This window comes from Tetragenococcus halophilus (assembly GCF_001712815.1).
Taxonomy (GTDB): Bacteria; Bacillota; Bacilli; order Lactobacillales; family Enterococcaceae; genus Tetragenococcus; species Tetragenococcus halophilus.
The window spans coordinates 728889-742583 of sequence record NZ_CP012047.1 but is presented as its reverse complement, the minus strand read 5'-3'; the positions used below and the strand labels follow the sequence as shown (position 1 = coordinate 742583).

At 35.3% G+C, this 13695-nt stretch carries 17 protein-coding genes; 6 read left to right on the top strand and 11 right to left on the bottom strand.

The features are described 5' to 3' along the window. Positions 1 to 11 precede the first annotated feature (11 nt). The gene (locus AC806_RS03510) at positions 12 to 1808 is read left to right on the top strand and encodes an ABC transporter permease (protein WP_014124422.1); all 1797 of its coding nucleotides are present in this window, start codon (positions 12 to 14) and stop codon (positions 1806 to 1808) included. A 232-nt stretch (positions 1809 to 2040) separates the two neighbouring features. Then, positions 2041 to 2262 carry a DUF6199 family natural product biosynthesis protein gene (locus AC806_RS03505; protein WP_014124421.1) on the top strand — a complete coding sequence of 74 codons (222 nt, stop codon included), beginning with the start codon at positions 2041 to 2043 and terminating at the stop codon, positions 2260 to 2262. Positions 2263 to 2310: 48 nt separating this feature from the next. Here AC806_RS03505 and AC806_RS03500 read toward each other — a convergent pair whose 3' ends face one another. The 3 genes from AC806_RS03500 to AC806_RS03490 form a co-directional block, all read right to left on the bottom strand. Next, a complete protein-coding gene (locus AC806_RS03500) occupies positions 2311 to 2874 on the bottom strand; it encodes a PepSY domain-containing protein (RefSeq protein ID WP_069028781.1) in 564 nt (187 codons plus the stop codon). Positions 2875 to 2968: 94 nt separating this feature from the next. Beyond that, positions 2969 to 4291, bottom strand: a complete 1323-nt coding sequence (locus AC806_RS03495; RefSeq protein WP_014124419.1) for a sensor histidine kinase — start codon at positions 4289 to 4291, stop codon at positions 2969 to 2971. Further along, positions 4281 to 4979 carry a response regulator transcription factor gene (locus tag AC806_RS03490; protein ID WP_069028780.1) on the bottom strand — a complete coding sequence of 233 codons (699 nt, stop codon included), beginning with the start codon at positions 4977 to 4979 and terminating at the stop codon, positions 4281 to 4283. The genes AC806_RS03495 and AC806_RS03490 overlap by 11 nt, the downstream gene beginning before the upstream one ends. A 621-nt stretch (positions 4980 to 5600) precedes the next feature. On the opposite strand from AC806_RS03490, the gene AC806_RS03485 reads away from it, so the two are divergent. Further along, on the top strand, positions 5601 to 6191 hold the full coding sequence (locus AC806_RS03485) for a DJ-1/PfpI family protein (RefSeq protein WP_014124417.1): 591 nt from the start codon (positions 5601 to 5603) through the stop codon (positions 6189 to 6191). An 89-nt stretch (positions 6192 to 6280) separates the two neighbouring features. Then, complete coding sequence (locus AC806_RS03480) at positions 6281 to 6877, top strand: cyclase family protein (protein WP_083207555.1); 597 nt, start codon at positions 6281 to 6283, stop codon at positions 6875 to 6877. 310 nt (positions 6878 to 7187) lie between these two features. Here the strand turns inward: AC806_RS03480 and AC806_RS03475 are convergent, their stop codons facing one another. From AC806_RS03475 to AC806_RS03450, 7 genes are all read right to left on the bottom strand, one after another. After that, positions 7188 to 7451 (bottom strand): AbrB/MazE/SpoVT family DNA-binding domain-containing protein, encoded by a 264-nt coding sequence (locus AC806_RS03475; protein WP_069028779.1) that lies wholly within the window; start codon positions 7449 to 7451, stop codon positions 7188 to 7190. Positions 7452 to 7536: 85 nt separating this feature from the next. Continuing rightward, complete coding sequence (gene gloB, locus AC806_RS03470; RefSeq protein WP_069028778.1) at positions 7537 to 8244, bottom strand: hydroxyacylglutathione hydrolase; 708 nt, start codon at positions 8242 to 8244, stop codon at positions 7537 to 7539. Positions 8245 to 8507: 263 nt separating this feature from the next. Further along, positions 8508 to 9452 carry a zinc-dependent alcohol dehydrogenase family protein gene (locus AC806_RS03465; protein WP_083207554.1) on the bottom strand — a complete coding sequence of 315 codons (945 nt, stop codon included), beginning with the start codon at positions 9450 to 9452 and terminating at the stop codon, positions 8508 to 8510. Positions 9453 to 9541: 89 nt separating this feature from the next. Further along, the gene (locus AC806_RS12010) at positions 9542 to 9703 is read right to left on the bottom strand and encodes a hypothetical protein (RefSeq protein ID WP_014124409.1); all 162 of its coding nucleotides are present in this window, start codon (positions 9701 to 9703) and stop codon (positions 9542 to 9544) included. A 25-nt stretch (positions 9704 to 9728) separates the two neighbouring features. Next, entirely contained in the window at positions 9729 to 10004 is a 276-nt protein-coding gene (locus AC806_RS12005) for a GyrI-like domain-containing protein (protein WP_014124408.1), read from the bottom strand. Positions 10005 to 10419: 415 nt separating this feature from the next. Next, on the bottom strand, positions 10420 to 11094 hold the full coding sequence (locus tag AC806_RS03455; RefSeq protein WP_014124407.1) for a type 1 glutamine amidotransferase domain-containing protein: 675 nt from the start codon (positions 11092 to 11094) through the stop codon (positions 10420 to 10422). 17 nt (positions 11095 to 11111) lie between these two features. Then, positions 11112 to 12113 carry an NADP-dependent oxidoreductase gene (locus AC806_RS03450; RefSeq protein ID WP_069029376.1) on the bottom strand — a complete coding sequence of 334 codons (1002 nt, stop codon included), beginning with the start codon at positions 12111 to 12113 and terminating at the stop codon, positions 11112 to 11114. A 206-nt stretch (positions 12114 to 12319) separates the two neighbouring features. Between AC806_RS03450 and AC806_RS03445 the strand changes: the two genes are divergently transcribed. After that, positions 12320 to 12802 (top strand): GNAT family N-acetyltransferase, encoded by a 483-nt coding sequence (locus AC806_RS03445; RefSeq protein ID WP_014124405.1) that lies wholly within the window; start codon positions 12320 to 12322, stop codon positions 12800 to 12802. 26 nt (positions 12803 to 12828) lie between these two features. Then, positions 12829 to 13173 (top strand): ArsR/SmtB family transcription factor, encoded by a 345-nt coding sequence (locus AC806_RS03440; protein WP_014124404.1) that lies wholly within the window; start codon positions 12829 to 12831, stop codon positions 13171 to 13173. 43 nt (positions 13174 to 13216) lie between these two features. Here AC806_RS03440 and AC806_RS03435 read toward each other — a convergent pair whose 3' ends face one another. Next, a complete protein-coding gene (locus AC806_RS03435; RefSeq protein ID WP_014124403.1) occupies positions 13217 to 13684 on the bottom strand; it encodes a TspO/MBR family protein in 468 nt (155 codons plus the stop codon). Positions 13685 to 13695: the final 11 nt, after the last annotated feature.

Sequence of the window (13695 nt, the reverse complement as noted above, 5' to 3'; positions counted from 1 at the left end):
GGTGAACACAAATGCTTTTAAAATTATCACTGACTGGACTTAAAGGACGCTGGCGCGATTACGCAGTTCTTTTTTCTGGACTAATGATTGCCGCAGGAATATTTTATATGTTTCAATCTATGGCAAGTAACGATGCTTTTTTATCAAGTAATTCTCCTGTAGCTATGACAGGTATTATTTTTCAGCTAGGCTCTGTTTTGCTTGGTATTATCACCTTAGTTTATATTTTATATGCCAATTCTTTTTTGATGAGTATGCGACAAAAAGACTATGCGATGTTTATGATGTTAGGCGCTAAACAACGTAAAATCGCTCTGCTGATTTTTATCGAAACGTTTATTATCGGTCTTTGGGCAACACTTCTAGGCGCTATTATAGGTGTTGGATTGTCCTCTATTGTAAGCAAACTTTTGACCAATCAACTGGACATTCAAGTAACAAATTTTTCCGCCTTCAGCGCTAAAGCGCTCCTTCTTACATTAATCTTTTTTACGATCTTATTTTTATTGGCCGCGACAATTAACGCTTCTTCAATCGTCAGAAAGCCGATTTTATCTTTATTAAAAGCAAACGAAACGCCGACTGCCTCACGACGTAAGCCAGTAGTATTAGCCCTAGAAGCCATCAGTGGGCTGGTCTTACTCGGAATTGGCTATTACATGATGAATAGTGTTGACAAGATTGGTTTACTCGCGCTAATCATCGCTTTATTTACAATTGTATTAGGAAGCTATTTCGTTTTTCATTCTGTCATGATTTTTGGTTTAAATCTTTTGAAACGCTCCGATAAATTAAGACTGAAAAATTTAAATAACTTTACATTATCGCAGTTAAGCTTTCGTATTCAAGACTATACTAAAATGCTTTCGATGGTATCGATCATTTTCGCTTTAGCACTAGGCGCGTTAACTGTCGGATTAGGTTTTCACAAGGAAATTCCGAAAATGACTGAGCAAACCTCTACTTATGACTTATTCTTAAATAACGCACAAGATGCTGATCAAAAACAAGTCGAAGAGCTAAATCCGACTTTAGACCTTAGTTATCAGCTAAAAGAAGATGAAGATACGGTTTATTTTAACCAAGAACAGTTTGATGAAGAACCTTTAAACGCGATTTACTATGACACAACGCCTAAAAAAACCACTTATTCTGGTGAAGAATTAGCTAATGATGAAGCTAAGATGGATAGTCTACGGACCTTATTGCTTCCCGAGCAACAGGGAAAAGAGATATCGATGGTCGCTGCAGATGAGTTTAATGAGCTTAATCAGGCAAGCAGTCGCTTACAAGTTGTTCAAGTTAAAGATTTTATGGCCCAAAAAGATGCTGTTGGAAAAATTGTTGCTGAAAATGTAAAACAAAATCCATCTTTAGCCCAAGATCAATTTTCTATGAACCAAAAATATGACATTTACACACTCTACAATGAAATGTTCTCTGGACTTGAGTTTATGGGATTTTTCCTCGGCATCGCTTTTTTGACAATGCTAGCGAGTTGCTTGATGTTTAAAATCCTATCAGGAGCAGCCAGTGACGTTGCTCGTTACAACATGCTAAATAAAATTGGTACGCGAATGAGTTTATTAAAAAAATCGATCAGAAGAGAAATTGTGGTATTATTTTTAGCACCGGGAATTTTAGGCGCTATTCATGTGTTATTTGGTCTAAAAATGTTTACTTCTTTAATTACCGAACCTTATGCCGGCATTTGGTTACCGTTTCTTATCTTCTTCATCTTATATCTGCTTTATTATTTGTTAACGGTCTGGTTATACACCGATATTGTTTTAGAGAAAAAAGAATAGCTTACACAAAATGAAAGCTCCTTTTAAAAGGGGCTTTTTTGCTTGATATTTAGAAATCTATGACCTTATTAGTGGACAAATAAAAGCGCTTGCGTTTATGATAAAGATACGCTTTAGTGAATGGAATTAAACTTCACCTGTCAAAAATGTATTCGTCTAATAAATTGAAACACTTCATTATTTGCAACATTTGTGTACGTAAAAATTCAACTTATGAGAGGTGGTGAAGTTTATGAATCTAACATATCTTTTTATTATCACAATAGCTATTATTGTACTTATTTTTGGTTTTATTAATATTTTTTCACCTAAAACAGGCTGGTGGTTAGAAATTGGTTGGCGGATAAAAGATGCCGAACCTTCCCACGCTGCTTTAATTATGAACCGTGTTAGCGGTGTTTTCATGATTATTATCGCAAGTATAATCATCTATAGAATCATACAGTTAATGTAAATACGCAATTAAAAGCTCATTGCCAAAATTGACAATGAGCTTTTTACTTTAATCGTCGTCTTCTTCTACTTCTAATACTCCACCGTTTTCTGCATCAATAGTGACTTCTGTTTCGTTTCCTTTTTCAAGAACATTGACTTCCCAAGTTTGCTTATCATCAGAAACACGTTCTAATTTCCATTCGCGAGCTTTTCCGCTATTAGCTTCTTTTTCTGCGATATCCGTCGCTTCTTTTTGGCTAATGGCATCTTTTTGATTTAGTTCATAACGAGTTTCCTCTTCGTCATCGTCTTCATCATCTTTATCACTTCTGTTATCAATAATATCTCCAGAAGCTGCATCGATATCCGTATTATATTCCGTTTCATTATCATAGCTTTCCACTTCATATACGTAGCCATCGCGAGTAGGTTCTAATTCGATGCTTTCAACTTTTTTCCCATATTCATCAGCAAAAGTATCCAGAGCTTCCTCTTCTGTTACTTCAATTTTATCCGGATCAGAATTATCAAGTTCTTTATCACTGGTTGAAGCCCAAGCATAACTTCCGCCTACGATAAAAACCGCTGCAACTGCAATACTTCCAATCATTGTCTTTTTGAAATGTTTCATCTTATTTCCCTTTCTTCCTGTTTTTCTATCTTTATATTAGCAAGAATTTCATTTAAAAAAATCAAAAAAGAACATAAATCTGATGAAAATTTCTTCATTTTTTAGGGAAGGTAATCATAAATATGGTTCCTTTCGGTTGATTGTCCTCTATCTGAATGGTGCCTTGGTATTTTGTAACTAGGGCTTTTACGATAGATAAACCAATCCCTGAGCCATTCACTTCACTAGAGCGTGACTGATCAATACGATAAAGGCGCTCGAAGACTTTCTCTTTTTCATCATCCGCAATCCCAATGCCTTGATCGGCAATTTGTAAGCAGATCTTCTCATTTTTTTGCAGCGATAGCTTGATTTCACCTGTTGGCGCATACTTCAAAGCATTTTCTAGCAAATTTTGGATAATTTGTTGCAAATCAGTTTTAGCTGCTTTGATATAAATTTCTGGTGCTACTTGTAAGGTAATTTTTCTTCCAGATGTCAACTCCATGTTTTCTACTTCTTGCGTTACAAGTGATGAAAAATCAATATTTTCTAATTTATTCTTATTTTCTACACGTCCTAATGTTAGCAATTGCTCACTTAATAATTCAATACGCTTGGATTCTTTATCGATAAATTCCAAAGACTGCGGGATGACTTCTGGGTGCGTCTCACTTCTTCGTTGAATCAAGTTAACATGCCCGCGAATCGCTGCTATCGGCGTTCGTAATTCATGGGAAGCGTCACTTACAAATTGTTTTTCACGCTCAATCGCCTCTCGTTGTTTTTCCACTAATGTATTAAATGCCGTGGCTACTTGATAAATCTCCTGAGGATCTTCTGGCACAGTTAAATACCCTTGCGTTTCCTCCAATTGATTCAATTCGTTCGACATCTTACTTAATTTTTGGCTCCAACGGCCTACCATCCAGTAAATGAGTAGCGCACCCACGATTAAACCAACGACATTGAGCAAAAAATTGACCAGCAATAAACTGGTAACAATATCGGCAATGGCTTCACTATCAATAATTAAAGATACTTCAGCATCACCAATCTCTTTTTCTTCATAATAATAACGGTCGTCGTCTACAAATACAAAATGTTCTAAAAACGGAATATTTCTTCCTTGAGAAACATCAGCAAATGTCTCTTCTGCGTCTTCTGAATAATAGCTTTCACCATTTGGCAAGCGTACTTGCAGCACTTCTCCTTCATCTTGTATCACATAGCTATCAACCAAATCAGACCAATTTTGTTGGGATGGATCACTCTTTTCGATCGTTTCAAAAATATGCTCACTGCGATCAGAAACATAGTCATAGACAAAGGCGATAGACACACCAATAAAAATGACATTCATTAACAATAATATCAATGCAAATAAACCCATAAATCGCACGGTTAATTGTCGTTTAGCTGTTTGTTTAACTTTCATAAGGATCCCTCAAAACATAACCCACCCCACGAATGGTTTGAACAAAAGAGTCTGCATCAACTTCTTTTAATTTATTACGTAAGGTGCGAATATATACATCAACCACGTTTATTTGCCCAAAATAATCATAACCCCAGACTTCATTGAGTAAGTCATCGCGTTTTTTGACAACTTCAGGCTCTTTCATTAATTGATATAAAATCCCAAATTCTTTTGGTGTCAGCTCAATCAATTCATCTTTTACCTGCACTTGGTGTTTAGCTACATCCATTGTAATTTTTTTGTAGTGTAATAAGTTACTTTCTTCATTTTGCACTTGTAACCGTCGTTCAATTACGCGAATACGAGCAAAAAGCTCTTCAATTTCAAATGGTTTGGTGATATAGTCATCTAAACCAGTATCTAAGCCGGTCACGATATCTGTCGTTTGTGTACGAGCGGTCATCATAATAATTGGTATCTTGCTTACTTTACGAATGCGTCGAGCAATGGTAATCCCGTCTAATCCCGGTAACATCCAGTCTAACAAAATCAAATCGAACTGTTCTTTATACTGTAAAAAAGTATCTAACGCGGCTTCTCCATTTTTTTCCCAACTCGTCTTATACCCTTCAAACTGTAATTCACTTTGAATAAAACTAGCCAAGCTTTCTTCATCTTCTACTAATAACAAGTTTAACGGTTCCATTTTCCCCACCTCTTGTCTCTATTATAAAGGATATGTTTATTTTTATTGTAACAGAAGGGTACTATTTTCCCACTTTATTTATTATCAGACATTTTTAAAAGCTTGTCTTAAAAATAGGACAAAAATTTAATGAAGATTTTTTCATTATTATTTGACCACTTTTTTTTAAGTTCATTGCAAAGGGATGTTAAATCCCCACAGGCTAATAATGAATAATGTTTTCTTATTCCACTATTCATTATTCAAATATTGAATAAAACTTTATCTTTTTACTATTCAATATGCCAATAAAAAGAGGAAAAGGGCTTCTTCTTAGTTGTTAAATATACAAAAAACGAATTTGTGTTCATTTAGTCTACGTTATTGAACAATAAAAGTTGATTTCTTTATTCAATCATAAAAAGTTGAATAAAGAAATTGAAAATCATTCTCCAATTTTAAAAAAGTAAAGTAAAATGACAGTTATAATGAATGGCAGTTAAAAAGAATTAAAAGCTATAAGACTTTGACAATTTTAATGCTGTATGCATATGATAATTATCACAAAAGGACTGGGAGGAAAAATAATTTTCTATTCTTTTCAAGACAAATGGTAAAAAGCGTCATAAAAGGAGGACAACAATGATCAACGTAAATTTTTTGGTATTTGATGATTTTGAATCTTTAGATCTATTCGGTGTTGTAGAAATTTTTGGTCGTTTGACTAACATCTATACCTTAAATTACTACTCTATGAAAGGCGGACTCGTTAAAAGTAGCCAAAACGCAGAAATGATGACCCAACCAATAGCTCATTTGACAAATGAAGATATCCTGATTATTCCTGGTGGTAAGGGAACTAGAAAGCTGGTCAAGGACTCAGAATGGATAAAAAAATTAAAACACCTTAGCCTATCAGCTTCTAATGTTCTAACAATCTGTACAGGAGCTGCCTTGCTAGCAAAAACGGGACTTTTAAATGATAAAAAAGCAACCAGCAATAAAAGAGCGTTCGATTGGGTGAAATCTGTTAACAAATCCGTTTTTTGGCAAGAAAAAGCTAGATGGGTGGTTTCAGGTAAGTATTATACTTCCTCAGGGGTATCTGCAGGAATGGATATGGCTTTGGGCTTTATTGCAGACCAGCATGGAAGAAAAACGGCAGAAAAAATTGCCTTTGACATTGAGTATGTTTGGAACGATGATCCTAACAATGACTTATTTATTTCTTAGATGTAACTTTATAAACATAAGCGTATTTAATGCAAAAGTAGGATTTCATTGGTAGAGTAAAATTAATAAAGCATAGAAGGAGTGGTAAGATGTACGAATTACACGAGTTACTTGCGAAATTAAAAGATTACGAATGGGTTAATTTAACACATGTCGTCACAAAAGATATCCCGGTGTATCATACCTTCAACCCTCTGTCAGAAACGACGATCTCAACACTCAAGGAAACAGGTTCTTACTCCGTGGAATATAGCATCGGAAATTCGCACGGCACCCATATTGACGCGCCCAGTCATTTTGCCCAAGGAAAAAGAGATATATTAGATATTTCGCAAAAAGAACGCGCGCTACCTTTGTATGTTCTTCATTTGGAAGATAAAGTAAAAGAAAATCCTGGATATGCTGTAACGGTCGATGATTTGAAAGATTTTGAAGCGTCATACGGAGAAATTCCTGAAGGTAGCTTTGTCGCTTTTTCAAGCGGATGGTATAAAAACTTTGATGACAAAGAGAAGTTTTTAAATAAAGATGACAATGGCGTTGAACATACGCCTGGTTGGTCCATCCCAGCATTAGAATATTTAAGTCACAAAAGAAATGTCACCGCAATTGGCCATGAAACACTAAACACGGATAGTGGTCCCGATGCCGCTGCAGCTAATTTTTTACCGGCTCAACAATACTGACTAAAAGAAGATAAATACCAAAACGAACTGCTAGCTAATTTAGATAAAGTACCCGCAGTTGGCAGTATCATCGTTACAGCTATGCTACGCATCTTAGCCGCTCCTGGTTTCCCCGCTGAAGTATTTGCAATTGTGCCTAGAGATTAAACTGCTTTGAAATAATTTGCATCGTAGCATTATTTTGGCAAAATAATAGAAAAACCAGGTAGTCAGAAAATCGCTACCTGGTTTTATTAAAATTTTATGCAACTGAACATAGCAATATGGACTCGTCTTGAATTAGAGTCCATATAAAAAATATCTCCCTAAGTTACCACGGCCATTCGTTACCTTCTTCTTTCCCCCAATCTACCTCATGGTCACGTTGTCCGTCATCTTGCCAGTCTGCAAAAATGTCATGAATATGAGTCGGCTGTTTTTTTATAGGTGTTAAAACGATTGAATTATTTTGAATAGTTACAGTTAAAGCTTGCTTATCTTCTAAACCTAATTGTTTTACAATATATCTTGGGATTTCAGTAACCATCGAATTTCCCCACTGTATAATACGAGTTTGATTTTTAATATTATTCATTATGGTCACTCCTTAAAAAGGTTTCCTTTATATATAGTAAAAACGATGTACATACATAAAATCAACAATAATTACTCACTTACGATTAGTTGAATCCATCACGTTTATTTCTTAATTGAACAAATTCATCGAAATCCTTCGCGCGAATAAATGGATTGACTTCCTTTTCAATTTCAATGGTCGAAGGCAATGTTGGTTCATTATTTTCTCTTTGTTGCTGAACTTTCTTTAGTGCTTTACTTACTGCTGAATTTGAGGGGTCCACTTCTTTGGCAAAACGTAAGTTGGTATCTGAATACTCGTGAGCTGCATATACTTTGATATTATCAGCTAATTGTCCAAATTTATTGACTGTCTTAAACTGCGCTTGATAATCTCCTGTAAAGACTCTGCCACAACCCGCCATAAATAAAGCATCGCCACAAAAAACTTTATCATCCACTAAATAAGAGATATGCCCGTTTGTATGTCCAGGTACTGCCATAATTTCCCATTTGTGATCGAATAAATCAATGGCTTCGCCCTCATGAACTATATTTGTAGCATAAGCCCGACACTCTTCCGGTCCATAGACCGCCGCATCCGGATATGCAGCTATAATTTCTTTTACACCGCCAGTGTGGTCAGCATGATTATGCGTAAGTAAAATAGCCGTCAAATGTAATTCTTGATGACTAGTTAAATAGTCCAGAACAGGACGCGCTTCACCTGGATCTACAACGACAAGGTCTTGATCCTTTTGATAAAGCCAAATATAATTATCCGATAGCGCTTCTAATGGGGTTATTGTCATCTTATCTCCTACTTTCTATTTAATTTCTTATATTCATTTTACTGTAAATAAGATAATATGTTAAATCGTAGCTAGCAAACTTTGTGATAAAAAATTGTAAAAATGTAGAATTAGCACACAACTTATTGAAAATTATGTGCTTAGCCTGGTTTAACCACACTACTTTTGCATACTTATGTGCTTGTTTGCTGATAACCACACTAGTTCGCCGATCTCATGTGCTTATAATGTTTTAACCCCATTAGTTTTGTATTCTTATGTTCTTAATTAAAAGAAAGATAAACTTTATCTTTTACCGTTGGATCTAGAGTCTTTTGTATGGCTTGTTTATATTGGTTAAAAGGATAAATGATTTGCGGGAAAGCTAGCTGCAACTCTCTTTTATCTATTAAGTGGAAAATTGTCTCAAACTGCTTTCGCCATTCTTCAGGGGAACAGTTTTCGCTCCAATGTCGTAAGTGAAACATTTTCGCAGTGATATTTAAATGTTGAGCGATATATTGAAAGTCCACTTGACGACCTGAAAGCAAACCAATCGTACGGAAATCTCCACCATTTCTGACACAGCGAGCTAAAGTTGTTCCAGCTGAATTGCCAATCATATCGATAGCAGCTTGAACGCCCTTTCCTTTCGTTATTGCCATGACCGCATCAAAAACGTTTTCTATTCCCGAGTTAATCACATAATCCGCACCTAATTTCTTTAACGGTTCTCGATATTGCTCGTTTCTAACTACCGAAATCATTTTAAAGCCTAAAATATTTGCAAGTTGAATAAATATCTTTCCAATCGAAGAATTCCCGGCGTTGACTAATAAAAAATCTTGCTTTTTTAATGTAAATCCTCGAGTACACAACAACCAGGCCGTAATAGGATTGATATAAGTTTGGCAAGCTATTTTATAATCGATAGTTTCTGGAACAATAATTAACTGATTAGCTTTCATTACTACTCCCTCTTGCCAAGTTCCCTCTTCTCTTAAAGGTAACACCATTTTACCTATTAATGACTGATTCTCTGCTTTTCCAACTTTTTTAACAACTCCAACACCTTCGTAGCCAACTGTACTGGGCAAGGGAATTCTGTGGGCGTAAGCTCCAGTTACAGGAATCAAATCGGAAGGATTAATGGGCGCCATCATCATTTCAATGAGCGCTTCATCTTCCTCTAAATGCGAAATTCTTCTATTTGTTTCTTGGATAACCAATTCCGGTTGACCAAATTCTGAATAATATAAGCTTTTATAACTCAGTAATATTCACCCTTAACTTTTTATGACTTATGAACGAAAATAATTTATTTCATTGGTATTAAAAATTCACAGATCTTGTCTTCGCCTTCCTCTTCTTTGTAGCGTTCAAGTATAGGCGCATTTGCTATAATATCTAAATGATTTTGAGAAATAGTTTTACCTATATTTTTCCAAAATGAATCGACCGCTTCTGTGGTATGAGTCACAGTAAATACTGCATACTTTCCACCTTCAAAATCCCCCCATATTTACTTGAGAGTCCTGGGAAAAATCTTTATCCGTAAACAGCATTAAATCAAATCGACATTGTTCAACTGGTGTAAGCTGAGGATTACCTTGTGCAATGCCAATAATCCCTTCAGTCTTTTTGTCTTCTTCTAAATGATTATGAGAAATCCATTTTTTTAAGTTTTCCATCATTTGAAAGTTCTCAGGGCTTCCATACTTCCCTATATTTCTAACATGAACCATTTTGTAATTATCCAAAATTTCAATTTGATAATTCATTTGTTACCTCCCAAAATATATTGAGAAGATTAGCTAATCGTTGCTCATCAATAACGGTAACACGCTTTAAAATGGTTTTCACTACCTTTTTTAAAACAGTTTATATTTTTTAATGAAAGATAAGTTGGACCTAATATTTTACGGATTGGGGACATGTCGCTAAAGTTGCCTCCAATATCTTATAGATTGGGGGCACATCTCTAAAGTTGCCTCCAATATTTTATGGATTGGCGGCACATCGTAAGAGTTGCCTCCAATGTTTTATAGATTGGGGGCACATCTCTAAAGTTGCCTCCAATATTTTATAGATTGGCGGCACATCGTAAAAGTTGCCCCTAATCCATTACTATCCAATAAAAACTAAAACGCTAAAACTCTTTATAAAGAATTTCAGCGCTTTTATCCACATGATCAGCTATATATTTTCTAAAAACTTTTCTGCTACTGCTTTGGCGGAAAATGGGTTTTGTCCTGTGATGATTCGTCCGTCCTGTACGGCAAATGATTTAAAGACTCTTGCTTTGACAAACTGGGCGCCATGTTCTTCAGCGACTTTCTCATTATAAAATGGAACAACGGAACTTTTTCCACTCAGGTGTTCTTCTGTTGTCGTAAAGCCTGTAATCTTTTTGTCTTTTACAAAATATTCGCCATCTTTATTTTTCATAAATAACAATCCTGCAATTCCGTGGCAAACGGACATCACATAACCATTATTTTCGTAAATTTGTAAACTAATTTTTTCTAATTCGGGATTGTTCGGAAAATCCCACATCACGCCATGGCCGCCTGTGTAATAAATCCCACAATAATCAGCAGGCGTCACTTCGCTAGGTTTCAATGAATGAGCCAGTGCTTTTTCTTGGAATTGGCGTTGTTCATAGACAGCAAAAGATTCGTCGTCGATCGATTTCATACTACGTGGGTCTAAAGGAACAAAACCACCTTGTGGACTGACATAATCTACTTCAAACCCTTGTTTTTGCACTTCAGCAACAAATTCGGTAGCTTCGCCTAGCCATAAACCAGTTGCTGCATTCTTTTCACCATATTTTACTGTATTTGTTAGCACAACGAGAATTTTTTTCATCAAATCCACTCCGTTCATTATTCTTGTATTTTAATTATGATTTTTCCTTTAGCATGTCCAGACTCTGAATATTCTACAGCTTCTTGCGTTTGTTCAAAGGAAAATACACGATCCACAATAGGTTCTAATTTCCCATCTTCAATATAATCACGTAAAATTTCTAGTTGTTCATCACTTGGTTTCATGAATAGAAAGTGATAGTTCACGTCGTATTGCTTTTCTAAACGTGTCAATTTAAATGAAGCGAGGCTAAACAGCATGGTTTTAAACCAACCGACACCATATTCTTTACCAAAACGAGCATTGGGTGTTCCGCTGATCGTTACTATGTTACCTCCTGGTTTTAGTATTCTAAAACCATCCATCAAGTTTTGACCACCTAAAGTATCAAAGACATCATCATAATCACTTAAGACTTCCGCAAAATTTTCTTCATGATAGTTAATTATTTGATCTGCACCTAGACGAGTTACTAAATCCTTGCCTCGGTTACTTGCTGTTGTAGCGACATAGACGCCCATTAATTTAGCTAATTGAATCGCAATCGTACCAATGCCACCAGAGCCAGCTTGGATTAATACTTTATCGCCTGGTTTTACTTGCATAATATCGTGTAGGGCTTGATAACTGGTCAAGCCAACCAAAGGAATCGATGCAGCTTCTTCAAAAGTAAGATTTTTAGGCTTCAATGCAATATCTCCTTGGTCAATACCGATATATTCAGCAAATGTGCCGATTTTAGACTTTTGTGGTCGACCGTAAACTTCATCACCGACCTTGAATTTTGTTACCTTATCGCCTAATTTTACAATTCGTCCGGCAAAATCATTGCCTAAAACTAAGGGCATATCATAGCTTAACAACATTTTTAGTTTTCCATCGCGAATTTTCAAATCAACCGGGTTAATACTTGCAGCAACAATTTCTACTAATACTTCATTAGCCGAAATTTCAGGCATAGGTAAAGTTAATTCTTCTAATTTTTCTTGTTTATAATGAGAAATTCCCATTGCTTTCATCGTTTGTGCCACGCTTTTTCCTCCTAATCGTTCAAAGGTTTAAACCGTTGAATTTACGAAGATTATCGTATGCTTTTTGGGAATATTAGTCAACTATTATGTTTTCAATTAACCATAACTTTTAAAAAAGACATTAAGTTATAAAATAGGAACTTTTTCACCTAGTTTTATAAATATGGTATAGTATTTAAAAACGAGGTGGTTTGATGAAACTCATTGAATACACAGCAAAATATAAAGATTACCTGAATAACTACTACTTAGCCGACGATACCTTTTCTAAAAGCCCACAAGAATCACTTTTACAAACACATCGAGGTAGCGAGTTGCATCGAATTTTAGCTTTGAACCACGATGATTTGGTTACTTTTTTTGTTTTGGATGAAGGAAGAGATAAATATGATTATACCGATCGTACGGATAGTATCCTTCTACGCAGTTTTTCAACTGATAGCAGATATGCTAGAAAAGGCTTTGCTTTACAAGCGCTTAAGGAATTACCCGCTTTTGTTCAAGAGAAATTTCCTCACATCAAGACAATTATCTTAGGGGTCAACCAGGAAAACACTAAAGCTATTCAATTGTATAAAAAGGGTGGTTTTTATGACACCGGCAGAAAATATTCTGGTAGAAAGGGCTGGCAGCTTATTTTTGAATTACCTATCTATCAATATTATTCCACTAATTAAACAAATGAATCATAGAGGAGCTCATCATGGAAAAACAAGATTTACAACAATTAAAAACAGCATTTGCTGACACCAGAGATTTTCTTTTAGCGTTAGGTGATGAAAAAAGACAACTTATTATTATGGCTTTATTAGAACAAGAATCTTGTGATGGATTGCGTGTCGTCGACTTAACCGAAATTACACAGTTATCCAGACCCGCTGTTTCTCACCATCTAAATATTTTAAAACAAGCAAATATTGTTTCTGTTCGTAGTGAAGGCACCAAAAACTATTATTATTTCTCCAATATGATTGATAATGTCAAAGATATGAAAAAATTAATCGATCAACTGTTAAATCTATTAGAAGAAAAAGAAGTAAATCAATAAAAAAGAAGAAAAAAGCCTCATAAAAAGACTTTTTTCTTCTTTTTTAATTTAAAATCGCAAGTCCTAAACATAAGTAGCCGGCATACAAACACCAGATTAAGTAAGGAGCAAATAAGAAGCTAGCTGCTTTATTAATATAATAAAATACACGCATACAGAAAATAATCAAGGCGATTAGCACGATAATCACCAGCGTAGCAATCCAATAATGGTTGCCGCCAAAAAATAGAATACTCCAGGAAAAATTCAAAATTTGTTGTATGGCAAACAAGGTAATCGCCGAAGCTTTCATCTTTTTTGAAACTTTAGAGACAATCAATAAAAATAATGCTGTCCCCATCAGCGCATATATGATGGTCCAAATCGTACCAATGATACTTCCAGGCGGCGATAGCGGCGGTTTTTGCAATTGTTGATAAACACTTTGAATATCTCCTGCAAAAAATCCGGAAATAATCCCAGTCAATTCAATACCCACGACACTTATTAACCAAACGACCCACTTTCTCATACACTTGACCT